General features: G+C 62.8%; 24 protein-coding genes. 17 read left to right on the top strand and 7 right to left on the bottom strand.

The window, feature by feature from the left end; translation table 11 throughout:
• Nucleotides 1-22: 22 nt before the first annotated feature.
• The 3 genes from ACI2KG_RS19685 to ACI2KG_RS19675 all read right to left on the bottom strand — a co-directional run bounded on the left by ACI2KG_RS19685 (nucleotide 23) and on the right by ACI2KG_RS19675 (nucleotide 3098).
• Nucleotides 23-1687 carry a cation acetate symporter gene (locus tag ACI2KG_RS19685; RefSeq protein WP_404662953.1) on the bottom strand — a complete coding sequence of 555 codons (1665 nt, stop codon included), beginning with the start codon at nucleotides 1685-1687 and terminating at the stop codon, nucleotides 23-25.
• Nucleotides 1684-1995: a DUF485 domain-containing protein gene (locus tag ACI2KG_RS19680; protein WP_201204745.1), complete on the bottom strand. Its 312-nt coding sequence runs from the start codon at nucleotides 1993-1995 to the stop codon at nucleotides 1684-1686. Before ACI2KG_RS19680 ends, ACI2KG_RS19685 begins: the two co-directional genes overlap by 4 nt.
• A 242-nt stretch (nucleotides 1996-2237) precedes the next feature.
• Complete coding sequence (locus ACI2KG_RS19675) at nucleotides 2238-3098, bottom strand: glycine betaine ABC transporter substrate-binding protein (protein WP_201204746.1); 861 nt, start codon at nucleotides 3096-3098, stop codon at nucleotides 2238-2240.
• 197 nt (nucleotides 3099-3295) lie between these two features.
• Here ACI2KG_RS19675 and ACI2KG_RS19670 point away from each other — a divergent pair, with 197 nt between their 5' ends.
• Nucleotides 3296-4882: a beta (1-6) glucans synthase gene (locus ACI2KG_RS19670; protein ID WP_404662952.1), complete on the top strand. Its 1587-nt coding sequence runs from the start codon at nucleotides 3296-3298 to the stop codon at nucleotides 4880-4882.
• 103 nt (nucleotides 4883-4985) lie between these two features.
• Here ACI2KG_RS19670 and ACI2KG_RS19665 read toward each other — a convergent pair whose 3' ends face one another.
• Entirely contained in the window at nucleotides 4986-5363 is a 378-nt protein-coding gene (locus ACI2KG_RS19665; protein WP_404662951.1) for a hypothetical protein, read from the bottom strand.
• Between the two features lie 189 nt (nucleotides 5364-5552).
• On the opposite strand from ACI2KG_RS19665, the gene ACI2KG_RS19660 reads away from it, so the two are divergent.
• Together ACI2KG_RS19660 and ACI2KG_RS19655 are read left to right on the top strand one after the other, a co-directional pair.
• A complete protein-coding gene (locus ACI2KG_RS19660) occupies nucleotides 5553-6851 on the top strand; it encodes a serine/threonine protein kinase (protein ID WP_404662950.1) in 1299 nt (432 codons plus the stop codon).
• A 73-nt stretch (nucleotides 6852-6924) separates the two neighbouring features.
• Nucleotides 6925-7671, top strand: coding sequence for a VacJ family lipoprotein (locus tag ACI2KG_RS19655; RefSeq protein WP_400620310.1), 747 nt, complete (start codon nucleotides 6925-6927; stop codon nucleotides 7669-7671).
• Nucleotides 7672-7791: 120 nt separating this feature from the next.
• Here the strand turns inward: ACI2KG_RS19655 and ACI2KG_RS19650 are convergent, their stop codons facing one another.
• The gene (locus tag ACI2KG_RS19650; RefSeq protein ID WP_400620204.1) at nucleotides 7792-8727 is read right to left on the bottom strand and encodes a lipid A biosynthesis lauroyl acyltransferase; all 936 of its coding nucleotides are present in this window, start codon (nucleotides 8725-8727) and stop codon (nucleotides 7792-7794) included.
• A 111-nt stretch (nucleotides 8728-8838) separates the two neighbouring features.
• On the opposite strand from ACI2KG_RS19650, the gene minC reads away from it, so the two are divergent.
• From minC to ACI2KG_RS19615, 7 genes are all read left to right on the top strand, one after another.
• Complete coding sequence (gene minC / locus ACI2KG_RS19645; RefSeq protein WP_404662949.1) at nucleotides 8839-9600, top strand: septum site-determining protein MinC; 762 nt, start codon at nucleotides 8839-8841, stop codon at nucleotides 9598-9600.
• A 123-nt stretch (nucleotides 9601-9723) separates the two neighbouring features.
• A complete protein-coding gene (gene minD, locus ACI2KG_RS19640; RefSeq protein ID WP_201204763.1) occupies nucleotides 9724-10536 on the top strand; it encodes a septum site-determining protein MinD in 813 nt (270 codons plus the stop codon).
• Nucleotides 10537-10539: 3 nt separating this feature from the next.
• Nucleotides 10540-10794, top strand: a complete 255-nt coding sequence (gene minE / locus ACI2KG_RS19635) for a cell division topological specificity factor MinE (protein ID WP_003252572.1) — start codon at nucleotides 10540-10542, stop codon at nucleotides 10792-10794.
• 151 nt (nucleotides 10795-10945) lie between these two features.
• Nucleotides 10946-11581 (top strand): RluA family pseudouridine synthase, encoded by a 636-nt coding sequence (locus tag ACI2KG_RS19630; protein WP_404662948.1) that lies wholly within the window; start codon nucleotides 10946-10948, stop codon nucleotides 11579-11581.
• A 124-nt stretch (nucleotides 11582-11705) separates the two neighbouring features.
• Complete coding sequence (locus tag ACI2KG_RS19625) at nucleotides 11706-12995, top strand: M18 family aminopeptidase (RefSeq protein ID WP_404662947.1); 1290 nt, start codon at nucleotides 11706-11708, stop codon at nucleotides 12993-12995.
• 196 nt (nucleotides 12996-13191) lie between these two features.
• Entirely contained in the window at nucleotides 13192-13359 is a 168-nt protein-coding gene (locus tag ACI2KG_RS19620) for a hypothetical protein (RefSeq protein WP_012271002.1), read from the top strand.
• A 44-nt stretch (nucleotides 13360-13403) separates the two neighbouring features.
• The gene (locus ACI2KG_RS19615; protein ID WP_400620192.1) at nucleotides 13404-15560 is read left to right on the top strand and encodes a mechanosensitive ion channel family protein; all 2157 of its coding nucleotides are present in this window, start codon (nucleotides 13404-13406) and stop codon (nucleotides 15558-15560) included.
• Nucleotides 15561-15670: 110 nt separating this feature from the next.
• On the opposite strand, the gene ACI2KG_RS19610 is transcribed toward ACI2KG_RS19615, so the two are convergent.
• Nucleotides 15671-16384, bottom strand: a complete 714-nt coding sequence (locus ACI2KG_RS19610) for a UTRA domain-containing protein (protein WP_404662946.1) — start codon at nucleotides 16382-16384, stop codon at nucleotides 15671-15673.
• Nucleotides 16385-16708: 324 nt separating this feature from the next.
• Between ACI2KG_RS19610 and ACI2KG_RS19605 the strand changes: the two genes are divergently transcribed.
• The 6 genes from ACI2KG_RS19605 to ACI2KG_RS19580 all read left to right on the top strand — a co-directional run bounded on the left by ACI2KG_RS19605 (nucleotide 16709) and on the right by ACI2KG_RS19580 (nucleotide 21996).
• Nucleotides 16709-17773, top strand: coding sequence for an ABC transporter substrate-binding protein (locus ACI2KG_RS19605; RefSeq protein ID WP_201204782.1), 1065 nt, complete (start codon nucleotides 16709-16711; stop codon nucleotides 17771-17773).
• Between the two features lie 146 nt (nucleotides 17774-17919).
• The gene (locus ACI2KG_RS19600) at nucleotides 17920-18726 is read left to right on the top strand and encodes an alkaline phosphatase family protein (RefSeq protein WP_201204784.1); all 807 of its coding nucleotides are present in this window, start codon (nucleotides 17920-17922) and stop codon (nucleotides 18724-18726) included.
• Nucleotides 18723-19553 carry an ABC transporter permease gene (locus ACI2KG_RS19595; protein ID WP_400620182.1) on the top strand — a complete coding sequence of 277 codons (831 nt, stop codon included), beginning with the start codon at nucleotides 18723-18725 and terminating at the stop codon, nucleotides 19551-19553. The genes ACI2KG_RS19600 and ACI2KG_RS19595 overlap by 4 nt, the downstream gene beginning before the upstream one ends.
• Complete coding sequence (locus ACI2KG_RS19590) at nucleotides 19543-20337, top strand: ABC transporter permease (protein ID WP_404662945.1); 795 nt, start codon at nucleotides 19543-19545, stop codon at nucleotides 20335-20337. The genes ACI2KG_RS19595 and ACI2KG_RS19590 overlap by 11 nt, the downstream gene beginning before the upstream one ends.
• Before the next feature lies 1 nt (nucleotide 20338).
• A complete protein-coding gene (locus ACI2KG_RS19585) occupies nucleotides 20339-21328 on the top strand; it encodes an ABC transporter ATP-binding protein (RefSeq protein ID WP_404662944.1) in 990 nt (329 codons plus the stop codon).
• A 14-nt stretch (nucleotides 21329-21342) separates the two neighbouring features.
• On the top strand, nucleotides 21343-21996 hold the full coding sequence (locus tag ACI2KG_RS19580) for an HAD family hydrolase (RefSeq protein WP_404662943.1): 654 nt from the start codon (nucleotides 21343-21345) through the stop codon (nucleotides 21994-21996).
• Nucleotides 21997-22061: 65 nt separating this feature from the next.
• Here ACI2KG_RS19580 and ACI2KG_RS19575 read toward each other — a convergent pair whose 3' ends face one another.
• A complete protein-coding gene (locus ACI2KG_RS19575) occupies nucleotides 22062-23024 on the bottom strand; it encodes an NAD(P)H-quinone oxidoreductase (protein WP_404662942.1) in 963 nt (320 codons plus the stop codon).
• Nucleotides 23025-23168: 144 nt separating this feature from the next.
• On the opposite strand from ACI2KG_RS19575, the gene ACI2KG_RS19570 reads away from it, so the two are divergent.
• On the top strand, nucleotides 23169-25250 hold the full coding sequence (locus tag ACI2KG_RS19570) for a carboxy terminal-processing peptidase (RefSeq protein ID WP_404662941.1): 2082 nt from the start codon (nucleotides 23169-23171) through the stop codon (nucleotides 25248-25250).
• The last annotated feature ends 339 nt before the right edge of the window (nucleotides 25251-25589 follow it).

Here is a 25589-nt window from a genome sequence, read left to right as displayed (position 1 = left end):
GGTTTTTTTATTCCCTGATGGATCAGTGCGAAACAGCGCCCGATGCCCCCAGGCCGGTCTGCGAACGCACGAATTGCGGGAAGAACAACGCGCGCTCGTCTTCAGCCGCCTTGGACTTGTCGGTCACCGAGAAGAACCAGATGCTGACGAAGGCAATCGCCATCGAGAACAGCGCCGGGTACTCGTACGGGTAGATCGGTTTTTCGTGGCCCAGGATCTGTACCCAGATGGTCGGGCCGAGAATCATCAGCGTCACCGCACTCACCAGGCCCAGCCAGCCGCCGATCATGGCGCCGCGGGTGGTCAGTTTCTTCCAGTACATGGAAAGCAGCAGTACCGGGAAGTTGCAGCTGGCAGCGATGGAGAATGCCAGGCCGACCATGAAGGCGATGTTCTGCTTCTCGAACAGGATACCCAGGCCGATCGCCAGCACACCCAACGCGACGGTGGTGATCTTCGATACGCGGATCTCGTCCTTGTCGTTGGCCTTGCCTTTGCGCCAGACGCTGGCGTACAGGTCGTGGGACACCGCCGAGGCACCGGCCAGGGTCAGGCCGGCAACCACCGCCAGGATGGTGGCGAAGGCCACTGCCGAGATGAAGCCGAGGAACACACTGCCACCCACGGCATTGGCCAGGTGCACCGCTGCCATGTTGTTGCCGCCCAGCAGGGCGCCGGCGGCGTCCTTGAAGTCCGGATTGGTGCTGACCAGCAGGATGGCGCCAAAGCCGATGATGAAGGTGAGGATGTAGAAGTAGCCGATGAAGCCGGTGGCGTACAGCACGCTCTTGCGGGCTTCCTTGGCGTCACTGACGGTGAAGAAGCGCATGAGGATGTGTGGCAGGCCAGCGGTACCGAACATCAGCGCCAGGCCCAGCGAGAATGCCGAGATCGGGTCCTTGACCAGGCCGCCCGGGCTCATGATCGCTTCGCCCTTGGCATGCACCTTGATCGCTTCGGAGAACAGCGTGTTGAAGTCGAAGCCCACGTGTTTCATGACCATCAGGGCCATGAAGCTGGCACCGGACAGCAACAGCACGGCCTTGATGATTTGTACCCAGGTAGTGGCCAGCATGCCGCCGAACAGCACGTACAGGCACATCAGGATACCCACCAGAATCACCGCCACGTGGTAGTCCAGGCCGAACAGCAGCTCGATCAGCTTGCCGGCACCGACCATCTGCGCGATCAGGTAAAACGCCACCACCACCAGCGAACCGGAGGCCGACAGGGTACGGATTTCCTTTTGCCCGAGGCGGTACGAGGCCACGTCGGCGAAGGTGTACTTGCCCAGGTTGCGCAGGCGTTCGGCAATCAGGAAGAGGATGATCGGCCAGCCGACCAGGAAGCCGATCGAGTAGATCAGGCCGTCATAGCCAGAGGTGAACACCAGCGCGGAAATACCCAGGAACGAGGCGGCCGACATGTAGTCGCCGGCAATCGCCAAGCCGTTCTGGAAACCGGTGATCTTGCCGCCGGCGGCGTAGTAGTCCGCCGCCGACTTGTTGCGTTTGGAGGCCCAGTAGGTAATGCCCAGGGTGAAGGCGACGAAGGCCACGAACATGGCGATCGCAGCAACGTTCAGCGGTTGTTTCTGCACCTCGCCGGTCAGGGCATCGGCGGCCCACACGGCGGGTGCAAAGGCTCCGCAGGCCAGAACGGCCAGGGTTTTGGCGTGGCGAATCATTGTTGCGCCTCCTTCAGGATGGCCTTGTTCAGCTCATCGAATTCACCGTTGGCGCGGCGTACGTAGATGGCGGTCAGGACGAATGCCGAGATGATCAGGCCGACGCCCAGGGGAATGCCCCAGGTGATCGACGACTCAGGGCTGAGCTTGGCGCCCAGTATCTGAGGACCGTAGGCAATAAGGAGGATGAAGGCGCAGTAAAGGCCGAGCATGATCGCCGAGAGAATCCAGGCGAACCGTTCGCGTTTGGTAACCAGCTCCTTGAAGCGGGGGCTGTTTTGTATCGAGAGGTAAATGCTGTCGTTCATTGTTTTTGTCCTAGCAGCACAGGTAGGGGATGGTACCCACACCCTTACTTTATGCTGCCGATGGACGCCAACCAGACGACCTTAGTCTTAGATGCAACGGTGTTTTACCGAATCGGTAAAAAAGCGGGGGCCGCTGCGCGGCCCATCGCGACACAAGGCCGCTCCTACAGGGGACCGCATACACCTGTAGGAGCGGCCTTGTGTCGCGATGGGCTGCAAAGCAGCCCCAGGGATTCCAGCGCTTACTTGCCAGTCCACTCCTTCACGCGGTCAGGGTGCTTGGCCACCCAATCCTTGGCCGCCGCTTCAGGCTTGGCCCCTTCCTGAATCGCCAGCATCACCTCACCAATCTCGTCTTTGGACTGCCAGTTGAACTTCTTCAGGAACTCCGCCACTTCCGGTGCCTTGGTTGCCAGTTCCTTGCTGCCGATACTGTTCACGGTTTCCGCCGCGCCATACACGCCTTTCGGGTCTTCGAGGAACTTCAGTTTCCACTTGGCGAACATCCAGTGCGGCACCCAGCCGGTCACTGCAATCGACTGCTGCTTGGCATAGGCACGGCCCAGCTCTGCGGTCATCGCCGCGCCAGAACTGGCCTGCAGCTTGTAACCGCTCAAGTCGTAGTCCTTGATTGCCTGATCGGTCTTGATCATCACGCCGGAACCGGCGTCGATGCCGACAATCTTCTGCTTGAAGCTGCTGTCGGTCTTGAGGTCGGCGATGCTCACCGCCTTGACGTACTCAGGCACAATCAGGCCGATCTTGGCGTCCTTGAAGTTCGGGCCGTAGTCGACCACGTTGTCCTTGTTCTTGGCCCAGTACTCGCCATGGGTTACCGGCAACCAGGCCGACAACATGGCATCGAGCTTGCCGGTCGCCACACCCTGCCACATGATCCCGGTGGCCACGGCCTGCAACTTCACGTCGTAGCCGAGTTTCTGCTTGATCACTTCGGCAGCCACGTTGGTGGTCGCCACACTGTCGGCCCAACCATCCACGTAGCCAATACTGACTTCTTTGGCCATTGCCTGTGCTGCGCTCATTCCCAGTACCAGGGCGGTGCCTACACCCAGGAAACGTCGCATTTTTTTCAAAGTTGCCATCAAAGCATCCCCTCGTCAGGTCTTGGAGATTGCATCATCTTCCTGCCACACCGGGCGACCTGATCCAACTGCGACCTGTACCCGCCCCATATGCGACAGCACTGTGCCATTAGCGCCATCGGCCTGCAGTGGCCTGCGCGATCCTTGCATGCCAAAGGTTTGGCGCCGGGCTACTATCTAACCTTTTGCGCCTGACGATGGACCGCCCGATGCCCAGTTCTGCCCGCCTGCTGCTGCCGTTGTACCTGCTTGCCTGCCTGTTGGCCCTGCTGGGGCTGGGAGCGCTCTGGTACGGGCTGGGCAAGCCAGTGCAACTGCCCGACGCTGCCAGCCCGACGCACAAGCTGCAATGCGCCTCATACACCCCGTTCGACAAGGACCAGTCGCCCTACGACCAGCCGTTTCGCCTGCGCCCGCAGCGCATGGACGCCGACCTGGCCTTGCTGGCTGAGCGATTTCAGTGCATCCGTACTTATTCCCAGACCGGCCTTGAGGCAATTCCGGCACTGGCGCGCAAGCATGGCCTGAAGGTGATGCTCGGCGCCTGGGTGAACAGCCACCCGGCCGATACCGACCGGGAAATTAACCTGCTGATCGCCGCTGCCAACGCCAACCCTGATGTGGTCAGCGCGGTGATCGTGGGCAACGAGACGCTGCTGCGCAAGGAGGTGACCGGTGCACACCTGGCCAAGCTGATTGCCTGGGTGAAAAGCCAGGTGAAGGTGCCGGTGACCTACGCCGATGTCTGGGAGTTCTGGTTGCAGCACCCACAGATTGCCCCGGCGGTGGACTTTCTGACCATCCACCTGCTGCCCTACTGGGAAGACGAACCGCGCGGCATCGACGAAGCCCTGGCCCATGTGGCCGATGTGCGCCGGGTGTTCGGCACACGCTTTGCGCCCAAGGACATCCTGATTGGCGAAACCGGCTGGCCCAGCGAAGGCCGCCAGCGCGAGACCGCGGTCCCCAGCCGGGTCAACGAGGCGCGCTTCATTCGAAATTTTGTGGCCATGGCCGAGCGTAACGGCTGGCACTACAACCTGATCGAAGCGTTCGACCAGCCGTGGAAGCGCGCCAACGAAGGCGCGGTGGGCGGTTACTGGGGGCTGTACGACGCCGACCGGCAGGACAAAGGGGTGCTCGAAGGGCCGGTGAGCAACCTGCAGTACTGGCCGCAGTGGTTGCTGGCCAGTGCCGTGCTGATGGGGGTCATGCTGATACTGGCCGGGCGCCCTGCTACGCCGCTGGCGGCGGTGCTGTTGCCATTGCTGGCAGCGTTTGGCGCCGGTTGCCTGGGTTTGTGGGGCGAACTGATGCGCACCCACGCGCGCTTTGCCGGGGAATGGTTGTGGGCAGTATTGCTGGCAGGGCTGAACCTGCTGGTGCTGGCCCATGCGCTGTTGGCGCTGGCGCAGCGGGCGGGTTGGCGCGAGCAGGTGTTCGCCTGGTTGCAAGCGCGGGCCGGCTGGTTGCTGCTGGCGGCGGGCTTTGCTGCGGCGGTGAGCATGCTGGCGATGGTGTTCGACCCGCGCTACCGCAGCTTCCCCAGCGCGGCGCTGGCATTGCCGGCGCTGGTGTACGTGCTGTGGCCGGTGCGCGCGCGGCGCGCGGAGGTGGCGTTGCTGGCCTTTATCGTCGGTGCCGGGGTGGCGCCGCAGCTGTTTGTCGAAGGGTTGCAGAGCCAGCAGGCCTGGGCTTGGGCAGTGGTGAGCGTGTTGATGACGGCGGCGTTGTGGCGCAGCTTACGGCTGCGCCCGCTCCTACAGCCGGCGCGGTCCGTGTAGGAGCGGCCTTGTGTCGCGATGGGCCGCAAGGCGGCCCCGGCAATCTGTGCTGCTCCATGCATCCTGGGGCCGCTGCGCGGCCCATCGCGACACAAGGCCGCTCCTACAGGGACCGCGTCGCCTTGGCTTCTCTTACAAGGCGCAACCCCGCCAGCACCAGCGCAAACACGGCAATGCTGGCGGTATACAGCACCAGCGCCGGTACCGCGAACACCAGGGCCAGCACCGCCAGCCACCATCCCGCGCGGCCGGCAACGACCTGCGCCAGCAGCGCCAGGCCCAGCCCACCCCAGGCCAGTACCTGGTGGTGAATGCCAAGCCCCAGCAAGGCGCGTACTTCGCACTGCCAGTACGCCGTGGGCACCGTACACAGCCCCACCCACTGGCCATCCTCCATCAGCCCATAGCGCACGCCATAGCTGGCTGCGAGCCACAGCCCGATAAACAGCACCAGCAGCGCAGCCGGCAGCGAACGAGACATCCTGTTCTCCAATAGCGGTCATCGAAAGCATCCATGATCGCTTATGGCCCGTTGTAAGGCAAAATCACAACCCTGCAGCTATGTTGCAGATAACAAGTACACCAAAGGCCACCGCAACGGGCAACTTGCCCGGTTGGCTGTGGTCCTAGCCTGCACACTGCTCGACCTTGCGTTCTTTTGGGGGATTACATGCTTCGATCTTTGCGCCTCGCTGCCCTGCTCGGCAGCCTGCTCATGGCTGTGGCCGCTTCTGCGCGGGATATCGACGCGGCAAGCTATGGCTACCCCTTGACCAACCCGTTCGAGGCAACCATTGCCACCACGCCGCCGGACCAGCGCCCGACCCTGCCCGGCGACGATGAAATCGACCAGTCCGACTACAGCCTGAACCTGCGCCCGGAGCGCGAGTTCACCCTGCCCGACAACTTCTGGGCAGTGAAAAAGCTCAAGTACCGCCTGGCGCGCCAGGACCACGAAGCGCCGCTGATCTTCATCATCGCCGGCACGGGTGCCCCCTACAGCAGCACCATCAATGAATACCTGAAGAAGTTGTTCTATCAGGGCGGCTTCCACGTGGTGCAGCTGTCGTCACCGACCAGCTACGACTTCATGAGCGCTGCTTCGCGCTTCGCCACCCCCGGCATCAGCCAGGAAGACGCCGAAGACATGTACCGGGTGATGCAGGCCGTGCGTGCCCAGCACCCGCGCCTGCCGATCAGCGAGTTCTACCTGACCGGCTACAGCCTGGGTGCGCTCGATGCCGCCTTCGTCAGCCACCTGGACGAAACCCGCCGCAGCTTCAACTTCAAGCGCGTGCTGCTGCTGAACCCGCCGGTCAACCTGTACACCTCGATCAACAACCTCGACAAGCTGGTGCAAACCCAGGTCAAGGGCATCGACCGTAGCACCACCTTCTACGAGCTGATGCTGGAAAAACTCACCCGCTACTTCCAGGACAAGGGCTACATCGACCTCAACGACGCCCTGCTGTACGACTTCCAGCAGTCCAAACAGCACCTGTCCAACGAACAGATGGCCATGCTCATCGGCACCTCGTTCCGCTTCTCGGCGGCAGACATTGCCTTTACTTCCGACCTGATCAACCGCCGCGGCCTGATCATTCCGCCGAAGTTCCCGATCACCGAGGGCAGCAGCCTTACGCCGTTCTTCAAGCGTGCGCTGCAGTGCGACTTCGACTGCTACATGACCGAGCAGGTGATCCCGATGTGGCGTGCCCGCACCGACGGCAACAGCATCCTGCAGCTGGTCAACCAGGTCAGCCTGTATGCGCTGGAAGACTACCTGCGCAGCAGCGACAAGATTGCCGTGATGCACAACGCCGACGACGTCATCCTCGGCCCGGGCGACATCGGTTTCCTGCGCAAGGTGTTCGGTGACCGCCTGACCCTTTACCCCCATGGCGGCCATTGCGGCAACCTCAACTACCGCGTCAACAGTGACGCCATGCTGGAGTTCTTCCGTGGTTAACAAACTCCTCTTCGCCACTGCCCTGCTTGCCGCTGGCCACACCCTGGCCGCCGAAACCGCGCCGCGGGCCAGCGTGGTCGAGGCCGACCCGCAGGTAGTCGGCAGCGCCCCGCTGGTGCCTGAGGCCGACGGCTTCATCGACCCGCTGCGCGAGCTGAAATTCAACCCCGGGCTGGACCAGCGCGAGTTCGAGCGGTCCACCCTCGAGGCGCTGAACGTGTATGACCCGCTGGAGTCGCTGAACCGGCGCATTTACCACTTCAACTACCGGCTGGACCAGTGGGTGCTGCTGCCACTGGTGAACGGCTACCAGTATGTAACGCCAAGCTTCGTGCGTACCGGGGTGAGCAACTTCTTCAACAACCTGGGCGATGTGCCGAACCTGTTCAACAGCGTGTTGCAGCTCAAGGCCAAGCGCTCGGCCGAGATTACCGCACGGCTGATGTTCAACACCCTCATTGGAGTGGGTGGGCTGTGGGACCCGGCAACCAGCATGGGCCTGCCACGCCAGAGCGAGGACTTTGGCCAGACCCTGGGCTTCTACGGCGTACCTGAAGGGCCGTACCTGATGCTGCCGGTGCTGGGCCCGTCGAACCTGCGCGATACCACCGGGCTGGTGGTGGACTATGCCGGCGAGCAGGCGATCAACTACCTGAACGTGGCCGAAGCCAGCACCGACCACCCGGAAATCTTTGCCCTGCGCGTGGTCGACAAGCGCTATACCACCAATTTCCGCTATGGCCAGCTGAATTCGCCGTTCGAGTACGAGAAGGTGCGGTATGTGTATACGCAGGCGCGCAAGTTGCAGATAGCCGAGTAAGTCTGCTCGGGCCCTATCGCCGGCAAGCCAGCTCCCACAGGATCAGCACAGGCCCAGGCATTGTGCGGACCTGTGGGAGCTGGCTTGCCGGCGATAGGGCCAGCACAGGCAACACAAAAATCAGCGCTTTTTCTTGTCATACAGCCGCGGCGCCCCTTCGGGCCGCGACTTGAACCGGCGGTGCGCCCACAGGTACTGCTCGGGGCATTCGCGCAACACACTTTCAACCCACTGGTTGATGCGCAGGCAGTCGGCCTCTTCGCTTTCCCCGGGGAAGTCCGCCAACGGCGGGTGAATGACCAGACGATAGCCGCTGCCATCCTCCAGGCGCTTCTGGGTGAATGGAATCACCTGCGCTTTGCCCAGCCGGGCAAATTTGGTGGTAGCCGTCACGGTCGCCGCCGGTATACCGAACAGCGGCACGAAGATGCTCTGCTTGGCGCCATAGTCCTGGTCCGGCGCGTACCAGATCGCCCGGCCCGAGCGCAGCAGCTTGAGCATGCCGCGCACGTCCTCGCGCTCCACCGCCAGCGAATCGAGGTTATGGCGTTCACGGCCACTGCGCTGGATGAAGTCGAACAACGCGTTGCCATGCTCGCGGTACATGCCGTCGATGGTGTGCTGCTGGCCCAGCAGCGCGGCGCCGATTTCCAGGGTGGTGAAGTGCACCGCCATCAGGATCGCGCCCTGCCCCGCCTGCTGGGCGGCCTGCAGGTGCTCCAGGCCTTCGATGTGGGCCAGGCGTGCCAGCCGGGCCTTGGGCCACCACCAGCTCATGGCCATTTCGAAGAAGGCAATACCGGTGGACGCAAAATTGGCCTTGAGCAAACGCTGCCGTTCGTCGACTGACAGCTCCGGGAAACACAGCTCCAGGTTGCGCGCAGCAATACGCCGCCGCTCACCGGCAAAGCGATACATCACCGCGCCCAGCGCGGCACCGATCTTCAACAGCACCCGATACGGCAACTGGACCACCAGCCACAGCAGGCCCAGGCCCAGCCACAGGCCCCAGAACTTGGGATGAAGGTAATAGCGGCGAAAACGCGGGCGTTCCATTGAAGCATCCGGAAAGACAAAGGCCGCGCATTCTACAACGGATCAGTGCATGTTGCGGGCAACCGGTGTTCTCGTTATAAGTCAGGGCACTTTTTTCGCAACAAGCCGTCTATGCAGACCATGAGCCCAAACCACACACCCGACACCGCCTCCGTGTTCCAGCTCAAGGGCAGCATGCTTGCCATTACTGTTCTGGAACTGGCGCGCAATGACCTTGAAGCCCTCGACCGCCAGCTGGCGGCAAAAGTCGCCCAGGCACCGAACTTCTTCAGCAACACGCCGCTGGTGCTGGCGCTGGACAAGCTGCCAGCCGACGAAGGGGCAATCGACCTGCCCGGCTTGATGCGGATCTGCCGCCACCACGGCCTGCGTACGCTGGCCATCCGTGCCAACCGCATCGAGGACATTGCGGCCGCCATTGCCATCGACCTGCCGGTGCTGCCACCGTCCGGCGCCCGCGAGCGGCCGCTGGACCCCGAGCCCGAAGTGGTGAAAAAGCCCGAACCGGCCCCGGCGCCAGCACCTGCTCCGGAACCCGAAGTGCGCCCGACCCGCATCATTACTTCGCCAGTACGCGGCGGCCAGCAGATATATGCGCAAGGTGGCGATTTGATAGTTACCGCTTCGGTCAGCCCGGGTGCGGAACTTCTGGCCGATGGCAACATCCATGTGTACGGCGCCATGCGCGGGCGCGCCCTGGCCGGCATCAAAGGCAATACCAAAGCGCGTATCTTCTGCCAGCAGATGACCGCCGAAATGGTCTCCATCGCCGGCCAGTACAGGGTCTGCGAAGACCTGCGCCGCGACCCGCTGTGGGGTAGTGGCGTGCAAGTCAGCCTGTCTGGTGACGTGTTGAACATCACCCGTCTTTAACGGATACTTGCCCACATTTTTAGCGCAACTTTTTATTGTTGCCTTTATTTGAGCTATCAAGTTTCAAGCTATTTCAGTTTTTTGCAGGGACCCGTGTCCCGACTATTTTAGGGGTGAAACACCTTGGCCAAGATTCTCGTGGTTACTTCCGGCAAGGGGGGTGTGGGCAAGACCACCACCAGCGCCGCCATTGGTACCGGCCTCGCACTGCGCGGCCACAAGACCGTTATCGTCGACTTCGACGTGGGCCTGCGTAACCTCGACCTGATCATGGGCTGTGAACGCCGCGTGGTTTACGACTTCGTCAACGTGGTCAACGGCGAAGCCAACCTGCAACAGGCCCTGATCAAGGACAAGCGCCTCGAGAACCTGTACGTGCTGGCCGCAAGCCAGACCCGTGACAAGGACGCGCTGACCCAGGAAGGCGTGGAAAAGGTACTGATGGAGCTGAAAGAGCAGTTCGACTACGTCATCTGCGATTCGCCAGCCGGTATCGAGAAAGGCGCACACCTGGCCATGTACTTCGCCGACGAAGCGATCGTGGTGACCAACCCTGAAGTATCTTCGGTACGTGACTCCGACCGCATGCTGGGCATTCTGTCGAGCAAGTCGCGCCGCTCCGAAAACGGCGAAGAGCCGATCAAGGAACACCTGCTGATCACCCGCTACCACCCGGAGCGCGTGGAAAAGGGCGAAATGCTGAGCATCGCCGACGTCGAAGAAATCCTCGCAATCAAGCTCAAGGGCGTGATTCCCGAGTCCCAGGCAGTACTCAAGGCTTCCAACCAGGGTATCCCGGTCATCCTCGACGACCAGAGCGATGCTGGCCAGGCCTACAGCGATACCGTCGACCGTCTGCTGGGCAAAGAAAAGCCCCTGCGGTTCATCGAAGTGCCGAAGCAAGGATTCTTCGCGCGACTGTTTGGAGGCAAGTAAACCATGAACCTTTTTGACTTCTTTCGTGGCAGACAGAAACAGACCAGCGCGTCGGTAGCGAAAGAGCGTCTACAGATCATCGTGGCGCACGAGCGCGGCCAACGCAGCGAACCGGACTACCTGCCGGCGCTGCAGAAAGAACTGCTGGAAGTGATCCGCAAGTATGTGAACATCGGCAACGACGACGTGCATATCGAGCTGGAAAACCAGGGCAGCTGCTCGATTCTGGAGCTGAACATTACCTTGCCGGATCGCTGATCCGCGCATTTGGCCATTGGGGCTGCTTTGCAGCCCATCGCCGGCAAGCCAGCTCCCACAGGGTCCGCGCGTTACCTGTGGGAGCTGGCTTGCCGGCGATGGGCCGCAAAGCGGCCCCATTGGTTTTTCCCGATATAACCGAGACCAAGCAATGCCGCTGTCCAACATCCAGATCCTGCACGAAGACGCCGCCATCCTGGTGATCAACAAACCGACCCTGCTGCTGTCGGTACCCGGCCGTGCCGAGGACAACAAGGACTGCCTGATCACCCGCCTGCAGGAAAACGGCTACCCCGACGCGCTGATCGTGCACCGCCTGGACTGGGAAACCTCGGGCATCATCCTGCTGGCCCGCGATGCCGACAGCCACCGCGAGCTGTCGCGCCAGTTCCACGACCGTGAAACCGAAAAGGCCTACACCGCCCTGTGCTGGGGCCAGCCGGCGCTGGACAGCGGCAGCATCGACCTGCCGCTGCGCTACGACCCGCCAACCAAGCCACGCCATGTGGTCGACCACGAGCAAGGCAAGCATGCGCTGACGTTCTGGCGCATCGTCGAGCGCTGCGGTGATCACTGCCGGGTGGAACTAACCCCGATTACCGGGCGTTCGCACCAGTTGCGCGTGCACATGCTGTCGATCGGGCACCCGCTGCTGGGTGACCGGCTGTATGCCAACCCTGAAGCGCTGGCGGCCCATGAGCGGCTGTGCCTGCATGCTTCGATGCTGAGCTTTACCCACCCTGTGTCCGGGGAGCGGGTGAAATTCGAGTGCCCGGCGCCTTTTTAAGCTGCAAGTTTCAAGCTACAAGCTACAAGAAAAAGCCAAGGCAGATCGCGTGGGAGCTTGCTCCGCGGGCTGGCTTTGCTTGAAGCTTGTAGCTTATGGCTTGAAGCTCGAATTGGAGTGAGTTATGCGCGATGTACTGAATTCTGGCCTTATCGACTTCCTCAAGGCCTCCCCCACGCCCTTCCACGCCACCGCCAGCCTGGCCCAGCGCCTTGAGGCTGCCGGCTACCAGCGCCTGGACGAGCGCGACAGCTGGGCCACGGTGCCTGGCGGCCGCTACTACGTTACCCGTAACGACTCTTCGATCATCGCCATCAAGCTGGGCAAGCAGGCCCCGCTGCTGAACGGCATCCGCATGGTCGGCGCGCACACCGACAGCCCGTGCCTGCGGGTCAAGCCGCAGCCTGAGCTGCAGCGCCAGGGCTTTTTGCAACTGGGCGTGGAAGTGTATGGCGGCGCCCTGCTGGCGCCGTGGTTCGACCGCGACCTGTCGCTGGCCGGGCGTGTCACCTACCGCCGTGATGGCAAGGTGGAAAGCCAGCTGATCGACTTCACATTGCCGATCGCGATCATCCCCAACCTGGCGATCCACCTGAACCGTACCGCCAACGAAGGCTGGGCGATCAACCCGCAGAACGAACTGCCGCCGATCCTAGCCCAGGTGGCCGGTGACGAGCGCATCGACTTCCGCGCCCTGCTCACCGAGCAACTGGCCCGCGAACACGAGCTGATTGCCGATGTGGTGCTGGATTACGAGCTGAGTTTCTACGACACCCAGGACGCTGCCCTGATCGGCCTGAACGGCGACTTCATTGCCGGCGCCCGCCTGGACAACCTGCTGTCGTGCTACGCCGGCCTGCAGGCCTTGCTGGCCGCCGACAGCGATGAAACCTGCGTGCTGGTGTGCACCGACCACGAAGAAGTCGGCAGTTGCTCAGCCTGTGGTGCCGACGGCCCGATGCTGGAGCAGACCCTGCAGCGCCTGCTGCCCGAGGGTGACGCCTACGTGCGCACCATCCAGCGCTCGCTGATGGTGTCGGCCGACAACGCCCACGGCGTGCACCCCAACTACGCCGACAAGCACGACGGCAACCACGGGCCCAAGCTCAACGCCGGGCCGGTGATCAAGGTGAACAACAACCAGCGCTACGCCACCAACAGCGAAACCGCCGGGTTCTTCCGCCACCTATGCATGGCCGAAGAAGTGCCTGTGCAGAGCTTTGTGGTACGCAGCGACATGGGCTGCGGCTCGACCATCGGGCCGATCGCGGCCAGCCACCTGGGTGTGCGCACGGTGGATATCGGCTTGCCGACCTTTGCCATGCACTCGATTCGCGAGCTGTGTGGCAGCCATGACCTGGCGCACCTGGTGAAGGTGCTGACGGCGTTCTACCGTTGCCGCGAGTTGCCTTGATGTAGGCAGGTCTGGCCCTATCGCCGGCAAGCCAGCTCCCACAGGATCTCCACAGGTGCCCAAAACACATGGGCCTGTGGAGACTCTGTGGGAGCTGGCTTGCCGGCGATAGGGCCGGACCTGCCCAAGGTCAATCCCGCTTCGCCTGCTACCCGCTATGCTTGTTACATGGCCCACTGCAAAAGGATTGCTGTCCATGTCCCCGTTCCTGTCCCTGTTCGTGCCGGTGTTTCTGTTCCTGCTGTTGCTGACCATCGGCTTCAGCATGCGCGAACGCAATATCGGTGTGCTGATGATGTGGATCGGCACTTTGGGTATCTTCGGCCTCACCTGCTGGAAGATCCTCGAGAAACTGCCGACATAAACCTCTACACTCGGCCAATCGTTTGACCTGAGGTAGATTTGCCAGTGCCTGCCCTTCTGCGTTACCTGTTCCTGCTGCTGTTGCTGTCCATCACTCCGGTACAGGCGGCGGGCCTGCCGAGCCTGTTGGGCAGCAGTGCGCCCGCCCAACCGGAGGCCACTGAGCCACTGGGTAAGTCACTGGACGAGGTAATCAAGAACCTCGAGAACGACCAGCAACGGGCCAAGCTGCTGGCCGACCTGAAAAAACTGCGCGACGCCACCAAGCAATCACAACCCAGTGTGGAACAGGGCGTGCTTGGCCTGATCGGCGGCGCCTTGCATGACTTTGAAAAGCAGTTCAGCGGTGACGCCAGCCCGTTCTACCGCTGGGCCGGGGAAATCGAGCAGGCCCAGGCCGAATTGACCGAACTGATGGTGCCCGTGCACCAGTGGCCGGCCATCCTGTTCGGCTTTGCCGCCGTGATCGCTGTATGGAGCCTGCTGGCCTACGCCTTCAACTGGGTCGGGCACCGGATACGCCTGCGCTTTGGCCTGAGCGAAGAGCTGCCACAACACCCACGCACCTGGGACCTGGTGCGCTTTGCCTTGCGCAAGCTCGGCCCGTGGCTGGTAGCGCTGGTGTTCACCGTGTACCTGAGCTTCGTGCTGCCGCCGTCGCTGGGCAAGTCGCTGGCCATGGTGCTGGCCTACGCGCTGGTGGTCGGTACCTGCTTCTCGGCCATCTGCGTCATCGCCTTTTCGCTGCTTGACGGCCCGCACCGCCACCGTGCCCTGCATATCCTGCGGCACCAGGCGTTCCGCCCGCTATGGCTGATCGGCAGCTTCGCTGCATTTGGCGAGGCGATGAGCGACCCACGCATGCTGGTAGCCCTGGGCACCCACCTGGCACACGCCCTTGCGACCCTGGCCAACGTGATTGCCGCGCTGTGCACCGGGTTGTTCATCCTGCGCTTCCGCCGCCCGATCGCCCACCTGATCCGCAACCAGCCGCTGTCACGGCGCCTGACCCGGCGCACGCTCAGCGACACCATCGAGATCCTCGGCAGCTTCTGGTTCATCCCGGCGCTGATCCTGGTGGCCATCTCGCTGTTCGCCACCTTCGTCTCTGCCGGCGACACCAGCACCGCCCTGCGCCAGTCGCTGATGTGCACCGTGCTGGTGGTGGTGTGCATGGTGCTCAACGGCCTGGTACGCCGCCACGCCGCCAACCCCAAGCGCGCCAGCAAGCGCCAGGCAGTGTACGCCGAGCGCCTGCGCAACTTCGGCTACCTGCTGGTGCACCTGTTCATCTGGCTGCTGTTCATCGAACTGGGCCTGCGCGTGTGGGGCCTGTCGATGATCAGTTTCGCCGAGGGCGACGGCCACGATATCAGCGTGCGCCTGCTGGGCCTGGCCGGCACGCTGATCGTCGCCTGGCTGGTGTGGATCCTCGCCGACACCGCCGTGCACCACGCCTTGGTGCGCTCGCGCCGGGGCCTGGCCAACGCCCGCGCGCAAACCATGATGCCGTTGATCCGCAACGTGATGTTCGTGGTCATTTTCATCATTGCGGTGATCGTTGCCCTGGCCAACATGGGCATGAACGTCACCCCACTGCTGGCCGGTGCCGGTGTGATCGGCCTGGCCATCGGCTTTGGCGCGCAGTCGCTGGTGGCCGACCTGATCACCGGGCTGTTCATCATCATCGAGGACTCGCTGGCGATCGACGACTATGTGGATGTCGGCGGCCACCTGGGCACGGTGGAGGGGCTGACCATTCGTACCGTGCGCCTGCGCGATATCGACGGCATCGTGCACACCATTCCGTTCAGCGAGATCAAGAGCATCAAGAACTACTCGCGCGAGTTTGGCTACGCGATCTTCCGCGTTGCGATTCCGCACAGCATGAACATCGACCAGGCCATCACGCTGATCCGCGAAGTCGGGCAGAAGCTGCGCAACGACCCTCTGATGCGGCGCAACATCTGGTCACCGCTGGAGCTGCAGGGTGTGGAAAGCTTCGAGTCAGGGTCGGCGATCTTGCGGGCCCGGTTCAAGACCGCGCCGATCAAACAGTGGGAAGTGTCGCGGGCGTTCAACCTGGCGTTGAAGCGGCAGCTGGACGAGGCCGGGCTGGATCTGGCGACGCCGCGGTTGTCGGTGCAGGTGGTGACGGCTGGGGGTGGGGGCATGACAGAAAGCAACACAGCGTCGAATTAGGGCCGCTTTGCGCCCCATCGCGACACAAGGCCGCTCCTACAGGGTTACGCGATCCTTGTAGGAGCGGCCTTGTGTCGCGATGGGGCGCAAAGCGGCCCCAGGATCCATGATCAACCCGCCTGGGCACGAATGCGAATGGCATCATGCCGCCAATACTCCAGGTCACAGTCGATCAGGTGCCCATGCTGGTCACTGTTGACCCGGGTAATGTGCAACCCCGGGCTACCCGCCGACACCTTCAGCGCACTGGCCGCCTCCACCGGCAACGCGGTCGGCAAAATTTCGAAGCACACCTGCCCATACTCGATGCCATACACCCGCCCGTAGATCTCGGTCAGCGACTGCGCCAAGTCCTGCTCGAGAATGTCCGGGAAGTAGCTCGGGTTGAGGTAGTGCTCGGCATACAGCACCGCCCGCCCATCAATGCGCCGCAACCGGCAGATCCGCACCACGCTCGACAACGCCGGCAACTGCAGGCGCGCGCAGATGGCCGCCGAGGCCGGCTGCAGCCGCGCCGACAGCAGTTCGGTACTGGCCTCACGGCCCTGGTCACGCACCATGGCATGGAAATGGCTGCGCTCGATCAGGTCGTAGGTCAGCCGTTGCGGCGCAACAAACCAGCCACGCCGTTCTTCGCGGTAGATCAGGCCCTGGGCCTCCAGCTGCACCAGCGCCTCGCGCAGGGTAATGCGTGTGGTGTCGAACACTTCGCTGAGCCGGCGCTCGGCCGGCAGCTTGCCGCCCGGCGCCAACAGGCCGTGCTCGATCTGCTCCTGCAGGGCATGGCAGATGGCTGTTACCGCACGCGGTGGCGTCGACTGCATCAAAAGGTTACCTATCTGGACTAGTCCAGCCCCATCACAGGGCATGTGGAGAATAGTGCAAGCCTAGGCAGGGCTAATGAACATCCTGTGACAAAGGCTTGCCCAGCTATTGCCAGAAACGCGCCAAGCCAGCAGAACCGGGGCGATCGCGTGGTCTACGCTGTAGCTTCAGGGCTGCAAGCGGCCCTTCCCTACATCAAACTGTCACGCAAGCGGCCTACCTTGGCTCAAGGTTTGCTGACCTAGACCAAAGGTGCCAGTCAACCGCTCGCAACGGCTTTCCATAACTACGATCGCAAAGGCACCCACCCCAAGGAGCTTCGGATGAAAAAGTTCTTCATGGCGTCACTGCTCGGTTCGGCTATCGCGTTGTGTACCACGGCCATGGCCGCCGGCACCGACCTCAAGGCCCTGGAAGACGCCGCCAAGAAGGAAGGCACCGTCAACAGCGTGGGCATGCCCGACGCCTGGGCCAACTGGAAAGGCACCTGGGAAGACCTGGCCAGCAAATATGGCCTCAAGCACAGCGACACCGACATGAGCTCGGCCCAGGAGCTGGCCAAGTTCGAGGCCGAGAAGGACAACGCCAGCGCCGACATCGGTGACGTGGGTGCCGCCTTCGGCCCGATCGCCGTGACCAAGGGTGTCAGCCAGCCGTACAAACCCAGCACCTGGGACCAGGTACCGGAATGGGCCAAGGACAAGGACGGCCACTGGGCGCTGGCCTATACCGGCACCATCGCCTTCATCATCAACAAAGACCTGGTCAAGGAAGGCGAACGCCCGAAAACCTGGCATGACCTGGAAAAAGGCAAGTACAAGGTCGCCATCGGTGACGTAGGCACCGCGGCCCAGGCCGCCAACGGCGTGCTGGCTGCGGCAATTGCCTACAAGGGTGACGAGAGCAACATCGAACCGGGCCTGCAGCTGTTCACCAAGCTGGCCCAACAGAAACGCCTGTCGCTGGCCAACCCGACCATCCAGACCCTGGAAAAGGGCGAGGTTGAAGTGGGCGTGGTCTGGGACTTCAACGGCCTGAGCTACCGCGAGCAGATCGACCCCAAGCGTTTTGAAGTACTGATCCCGTCGGATGGCTCGGTGATTTCCGGCTATACCACAGTCATCAACAAGTACGCCAAGCACCCCAACGCGGCCAAGCTGACCCGCGAATACATCTTCAGCGATGCCGGGCAGATCAACCTGGCCAAGGGGCACGCGCGGCCAATTCGTGCCGAGCACCTGAAACTGCCAGCGGATGTGCAGGCCAAGCTGCTGCCGAACGAGCAGTACGGGGCGGCGCAACCGATCAAGAATGCCGAGGCCTGGGAAGCAACCTCCAAGGCACTGCCGCAGAAGTGGCAGGAGCAGGTGATTATCGAGATGGAATAACGGGCTAGCATCTTTAGCGCCTGGACTGGCCTCATCGCCGGCAAGCCAGCTCCCACAGGATCGCCACAGGACTCAAGCCATGTGGGGTCCCTGTGGGAGCTGGCTTGCCGGCGATGAAGGCAACGCGGTTTATGACTGGAGCCACCATGCAACACAACGTCATCCTGGTCCTGCTCGACGGCCTCAACTACCAGGTCGCCCACCACGCCATGGGCCACCTGCACGCCTATGTCGAGGCCGACCGCGCCGCACTGTACCGCGTGGAATGCGAACTGCCGTCGCTGTCGCGGCCGCTGTACGAATGCATCCTCACCGGTGTACCGCCCATCGACAGCGGCATCGTGCACAACAACGTCAACCGCCTGTCCAACCAGCGCAGCGTGTTCCACTACGCCCGCGAGGCCAACCTGGGCACTGCGGCGGCGGCGTATCACTGGATGAGCGAGCTGTACAACCGCTCGCCCTTCGACCCGCAACGTGACCGCCACACCCACGCGCCCAAGCTGCCGATCCAGCACGGGCTGTTCTACTGGGACGACCGCTACCCCGACTCGCACCTGCTGGCCGACGGCGAATACCTGCGCCGCCGCCATGCACCGAACTTTTTGCTGGTTCACCCGATGAGCATCGACGACGTCGGCCATCGCCACGGCCTGGACAGCAGCCAGTACCGCAACGCCGCGCGCAGCGTCGATATCCTGCTGGCCGACTACCTGCCGGGCTGGCTCGAAGAGGGCTACCAGGTACTGGTCACTGCCGACCATGGCATGAACAACGACCGCTCGCACAACGGCCTGCTGGCCGAAGAACGCGAAGTCCCGCTGTTCGTGTTTGGCGACGCCTTCAGCCTGGACCCTGCGGCCAAGCCGCTGCAGACCGAGCTGTGCGGGACCATCTGCGAACTGCTGGGCGCCGCGCACGACAAGACGGTGTGCCGGGAGCTGCTCAAGTGAACCGTGGCCGATACCTGGCCCTGCTCTGCCTGCTGCCGTTCGCCGTGTTCTTCGTCATCTTCCAGGTCGCGCCGCTGGCCTGGGTGGCAATCAACAGCCTGCAATCGGAAGCCGGCTGGGGCGTGGCCAACTTCAGCAAGGTGTTCGCCTCGAAGTTCTACCTGCAGGCGCTGCAACGCAGCCTGGAGATCAGCTTCTGGTCGAGCCTGTTCGGCATCGTCATTGCCACCCTGGGCGCCTATTCGCTGCGCCAGGTCGACTCGAGGCTGCGCGACTTCGTCAGCGCCTTCGCCAACATGACCAGCAACTTCGCCGGGGTGCCGCTGGCCTTCGCCTTTATCATCCTGCTCGGTTTCAACGGCGCACTGACCCTGCTGCTGAAACAGGTCGGCCTGCTGGAAGACTTCAGCATCTACTCCAAAAGCGGTTTGATTCTGGTGTACACCTACTTCCAGATCCCGCTGGGCGTGTTGCTGCTGTACCCCGCCTTCGACGCCCTGCGCGAAGACTGGCGCGAGTCGGCTGCGCTGCTGGGCGCCAGCCACTGGCAGTTCTGGCGGCACATCGGCCTGCCGGTGCTGACCCCGGCCCTGCTCGGCACCTTCGTCATCCTGCTGGCCAACGCGCTGGGTGCCTATGCCACCGTGTACGCCTTGACCACCGGCAACTTCAACGTGCTGCCAATCCGCATCGCCGGCCTGGTGGCCGGTGACATCAGCCTCGACCCCAACCTGGCCAGTGCCCTGGCGATGGTGCTGGTAGGGCTGATGACACTGGTCACGGTGGTGCACCAATGGCTACTGAAACGGAGCTACCATGCGCGCTGACTCGCGTTCTGGCGGGTGGTACCACCGCGTCGTGGTCTACCTGCTGTTCCTGATCCTGCTGCTGCCGCTGGCCGGCACCCTGCTCTACTCGCTGGCCACCAGCTGGTCGGCGAGCCTGCTGCCCAGCGGCCTGACCTTCAAGTGGTACATCGCGCTGTGGAGCGAGCCGCGCTTCCTGGCAGCCTTCGGCCAGTCGCTGCTGGTGTGCGTGGGCGCACTGCTGCTGTCGGTGGTGCTGATCCTGCCGCTGCTGTTCGTGGTCCACTACCACTTCCCCAGGCTCGACGCGCTGATGAACATCCTGATCCTGCTGCCATTCGCGGTACCGCCGGTGGTGTCGTCGGTGGGGCTGCTGCAGTTGTACGGCAGCGGGCCAATGGCCATGGTCGGCACGCCGTGGATCCTGATCGGCTGCTACTTCACCATCGCCCTGCCGTTCATGTACCGGGCCATTACCAACAACCTGCAGGCCATCAACCTGCGCGACCTGATGGACGCCGCCCAGTTGCTCGGCGCCAGCACCTGGCAGGCCGCGTTGCTGGTGGTGCTGCCCAACCTGCGCAAGGGCCTGATGGTGGCGCTGCTGCTGTCGTTCTCGTTCCTGTTCGGCGAATTCGTGTTCGCCAACCTGCTGGTCGGCACGCGCTACGAGACCCTGCAGGTGTACCTGAACAACATGCGCAACAGCAGCGGCCACTTCAACAGCGCGCTGGTGATCTCGTACTTTGCCTTCGTGCTGGTACTGACCTGGGTTGCCAACCGCCTGAACAAGGACAAGTCCTGACATGAGCTTCGTCAGCGTACAGAAACTGCAAAAAAGCTACGCCGGCAGCCCGGTATTCGAAAACATCGACTGCCATATCGAACGCGGCGAGTTCATCACCCTGCTGGGCCCCTCCGGCTGCGGCAAGTCCACCCTGCTGCGCTGCATTGCCGGGCTGACCCCGGTGGACAGCGGGCAGATCCTGCTGGATGGCCAGGACATCGTGCCGCTGAGCCCGCAAAAGCGCGGCATCGGCATGGTGTTCCAGAGCTATGCGCTGTTCCCCAACATGACCGTGGAGCAAAACGTCGCCTTTGGCCTGCGCATGCAGAAGGTCAAGGCCGACGAGAGCCAGCAGCGGGTACGCGAGGCGCTGGAACTGGTAGAGCTGGGCACGTTTGCCGGCCGCTACCCGCACCAGTTGTCGGGCGGCCAGTGCCAGCGCGTAGCCCTGGCCCGTTCGCTGGTCACCCGCCCGCGCCTGCTGCTGCTCGACGAGCCGCTGTCGGCGCTGGATGCGCGCATCCGCAAGCACCTGCGCGAGCAGATACGTGCCATCCAGCGCGAGCTGGGGCTGACCACCATCTTCGTCACCCACGACCAGGAAGAAGCGCTGACCCTGTCCGACCGCATCTTCCTGATGAACCAGGGGCGCATCGTCCAGAGCGGCGATGCCGAAACCCTCTACACCGCGCCGGTGGACCTGTTTGCCGCCGGCTTCATTGGCAACTACAACCTGCTCGATGCCGACAGCGCCAGCCGCCTGCTGCAGCGCCCGGTGGCCAGCCGCCTGGCGATCCGCCCTGAATCGATTACCCTGGGCGTCAACGGCGAACGGGACGCCGAGGTACGCAGCCACAGCCTGCTGGGCAACGTGATCCGCTACCGGGTGCAGGTGCGCGAGGTGGAGCTGGTGGTCGATGTGCTCAACCGCTCCCCGGCCGACCTGCATGCCGATGGCCAACGGGTATCCTTGTCGATCGACCCCACGGCGCTGCGCGAAGTGGCCTAAGGAGATTCAATACGATGGCATTGGCAATTTTCGATCTGGACGAAACCCTGATCCACGGCGACTGCGCGTCGCTGTGGAGCGAGCAGATGGCCCGGCTGGGCTGGGTCGACGGCAACGAATTCCTGCGCCGCGACCATGAGCTGATGGCGGCGTACGGCAAGGGCCACCTGCAGATGGAGGACTACATGGCCTTCAGCCTGGAGCCGATTGCCGGGCGCACCCTGGAAGAGGTCGAGCATTTGGTAGCGCCGTGGGTTGAAGAGGTGATCGAGCCGATCATCTACGGCGACGCCTGCCGCTGCATTGCCGAGCACCGCAAGCGCGGTGACCGCATCCTGATCATTTCTGCTTCAGGCACGCACCTGGTGGGGCCGATTGCGGCGCGGCTGGGGGTGGATGAGTATCTGGGGATCGAGCTGGAAGCGGTGAACGGGGTGTATACCGGCAAGACCCACGGGGTACTGACCTACCGCGAGGGCAAGATTACCCGGTTGCTGGAGTGGCTGGACCAGGAGCAGGAGAACCTGGAGGGGGCGAGTTTCTATTCCGATTCGAGGAATGACCTGCCGTTGTTGTTGAAGGTGGATTACCCGTATGCGGTGAACCCGGATGCGGTGTTGCGTGAGCATGCCGAGAAGAATGGTTGGCCGGTTCTGAGTTGGTCCTGAGCTTTTTGCATTGGCTGTGCCGGCCTCTTCGGGGCGCCGAACCGCCGCGAAGAGGCCGGGCCTGCTTACACCAGGCTTGGGTCAATCACCATCACCAGCTTGCCCGACACCTGGTTGGTCTCCAGTTCGGCATACGCCGCCTGGGCAAACTCCACCGGGTAGGTATCGACCAGCTGCGGCGACAGCCGCCCTTCAGCAAACAGCGGCCACACCTGCTGCAGCAACTCGCGCAACAGTTCGGCCTTGAAGCTGTCATCGCGGTTACGCAATGTCGAGCCGGTAATCTCCAGGCGCTTGCCCAGCACCTGTGCCAGGTCCAGCTCGAACTTGCGCCCGCCCATCAGGCCGATGATCACCCAGCGCCCGTCACGGGCCAGCAGCTTGAGGTTGAGCTCGCCATAACTGGCCCCCACCGGGTCGAGGATCACGTCGAACGGCCCGAAGCCTTCCAGCGCGTCCAGGTTCTGGTTACGCACCACGCCACCAGCGGCCCCCAGCGCCTCGCAATAGGCCAGGCGGTCCGCCGAGCCAACGCTGACCCACACCGGGCTGCCAAACGCCTTGCACAGTTGAATGGCCGCCGAACCCACGCCGCTGGCCCCTGCGTGTACCAGCACCTTCTCGCCGGCCTTCACTGCACCGAGCTGGAAGATGTTCAGCCAGGCGGTGGCATACACCTCTGGCAGTGCCGCGGCTTCATGCAGGCTCAGGCCCTCGGGTACCGGCAGCACGTGGCGGGCATCGACCACCACTTCCTCGGCCATGGCGCCGCTGGCCAGCAGCGCACACACGCGGTCACCCACGCGCCAGTCGGCACCGGCACCCACCTCGGCAACCACCCCGGAACACTCCAGGCCCATGTACGGGCTGGCCCCTGGCGGTGGTGGGTACAAACCTTTCATCTGCAGCAGATCGGCGCGGTTCAGCCCCGCCGCAGCGACGCGAATGCGCACCTGGCCCGCGTCACAGGCCGGGCGCTCGGCCTCGACCCAGGCCACATGTCCGTCAACGCCTTGCAATGCCTTCACAGTGCCTCCATAGTTGAATCATATGACCGAGCCTGGGCAAGCACGTGCCCAGGCTTTTTGCAGTATGCGCCCGGCTCTCTTGGAACCGGCGAACGGAATAGACGGCCTACTATGCGTGATCAAATGCCCCCACGTAAAATCAGCATGAAGCATTTCCTCCCAAGCACCGCCCTGGCCCTGATGGTTGGCCTGGGTAGCCTTACGCTCGGCGGCAATGCGGCGGCCGCCAACAAATGGGACAGCCTGCAGCCGGACCGCGACGAGATCGTCGCCAGCCTCAACGTGGTGGAATTGCTCAAGCGCCATCATTACAGCAAGCCGCCTCTGGATGACGCCCGTTCGGTCATCATCTACGACAGCTACATCAAGCTGCTGGACCCGGCGCGCAGCTACTTCACCGCGGCCGACATTGCCGAGTTCGACAAATGGAAAACGCAATTCGACGATTTCCTCAAGAGCGGCAACCTCGACCCGGGCTTCACCATCTACAAACGCTACCTGGACCGCGTCAAGCAACGCCTGGACTTCGCCTTGGCCGAGCTGAACAAGGGCGTCGACAAGATCGACTTCACCACCAAGGAAACCTTGCTGATCGACCGCAAGGACGCACCGTGGCTGAAGAGCCAGGCCGAACTCGACGACCTGTGGCGCAAGCGCGTGAAAGACGAAGTGCTGCGCCAGAAGATCGCCGGCAAGGAACCCAAGCAGATCCAGGAAACCCTGACCAAGCGCTACAAGAACCAGCTGGCGCGCCTGGACCAGACCCGTGCCGAGGATATCTTCCAGGCCTACATCAACACCTTCGCCCAGTCCTACGACCCGCACACCAACTACCTGTCGCCGGACAACGCAGAAAACTTCGACATCAACATGAGCCTGTCGCTGGAAGGCATCGGCGCCGTGCTGCAAAGCGACAACGACCAGGTCAAGATCGTGCGCCTGGTGCCGGCAGGCCCGGCAGCCAAGACCAAGCAGGTGGCCCCGGCCGACAAGATCATCGGCGTGGCCCAGGGCAACAAGGAAATGGTCGACGTGGTCGGCTGGCGCCTGGACGAAGTGGTCAAGCTGATCCGAGGCCCGAAAGGCTCCGTGGTGCGCCTGGAGATCATCCCGGCCAGCAACGCGCCTAGCGACCAGACCAGCAAGATCGTCTCGATCACCCGAGAAGCGGTGAAGCTGGAAGAGCAGGCCGCGAAGAAGTCGGTACTCAAGCTCAAGCAGGACGGGCGTGACTACAAGCTGGGCATCATCGAGATCCCGGCCTTCTACCTCGACTTCAAGGCCTACCGCGCGGGCGACCCGGAGTACAAGAGCACCACGCGTGACGTGAAGAAACTGCTCACCGAACTGCAAAAAGAAAAAGTCGACGGCGTGGTCATCGACTTGCGCAACAACGGTGGCGGCTCGCTGCAGGAAGCCACCGAACTGACCAGCCTGTTCATCGAGAAAGGCCCGACCGTGCTGGTGCGTAACAGCGACGGCCGTGTCGACGTGCTGGAAGATGAAAACCCCGGCGCCTTCTACAAGGGCCCGCTGGCGTTGCTGGTCAACCGCTTGTCAGCCTCGGCTTCGGAGATTTTCGCCGGTGCCATGCAGGACTACCACCGCGCGCTGATCATCGGCGGCCAGACCTTCGGCAAAGGCACCGTGCAGACCATCCAGCCGCTTAACCATGGCGAGCTGAAGCTGACCCTGGCCAAGTTCTACCGGGTTTCCGGGCAGAGCACCCAGCACCAGGGCGTGTTGCCGGACATCGACTACCCGTCGATCATCGACACCAAGGAAATTGGCGAGAGCGCACTGCCAGAAGCCATGCCGTGGGACACCATTCGCCCGGTGGTCAAGCCGGCGGCCGACCCGTTCAAACCGTTCCTGGCCCAGCTCAAGGCGCAGCATGAAGCACGCAGCGACAAGGATGCCGAGTTCACCTACATCCGCGACCGCCTGGCCCTGACCCAGAAGTTGATGAACGAGAAAACCGTCAGCCTCAACGAGCAGGACCGCCGCGCCCGTCACGACGACATCGAGGCCAAGCAGTTGGCACTGGAAAACATCCGCCGCAAGGCCAAGGGTGAAGAGCCGCTGAAAGAGCTTAAGAAAGAAGACGAGGACGCGCTGCCGGTCGAGGATGAAAACACCAAGCCGGAAGACGACGCTTACCTGTCGGAGACCGGTCGCATCCTGATCGACTACCTCAGCGCCAGCACCAAGGTGGCCAAGAAGTAAGGCGTTGCGGCAATGATGGCAGATTAATGTGAAAACATTCATCGCGCTGTCGTGAAACATGGGGGCCGGGCATGCAGATGCCCGGCCTTTTCATTTTCAGGAATCCGTCATGACCGATTGCAGGTGGTGGAGGCCGGTGGCAAGGCTTGTGGGTTGATTTGCAGGGATGCGTTGCCTGTCATGGCCCTATCGCCGGCAAGCCAGCTCCCACAGGTATAGCGCAAGGTTCAGGCCCTGTGTGTGAACCTGTGGGAGATCACCCAGCCCTTCCGGGCTGCGCTGTCGCGCAGCAAACATGAGATGTATGGCTCCAGATCTGCGGTGGCGCTGACATTTTGA

Source organism: Pseudomonas sp. NPDC089407, assembly GCF_044900445.1.
Classification (GTDB): Bacteria; Pseudomonadota; Gammaproteobacteria; order Pseudomonadales; family Pseudomonadaceae; genus Aquipseudomonas.
The sequence above is the reverse complement of the archived record's forward strand: the minus strand, read 5'-3'. Positions and strand labels throughout refer to the sequence as shown.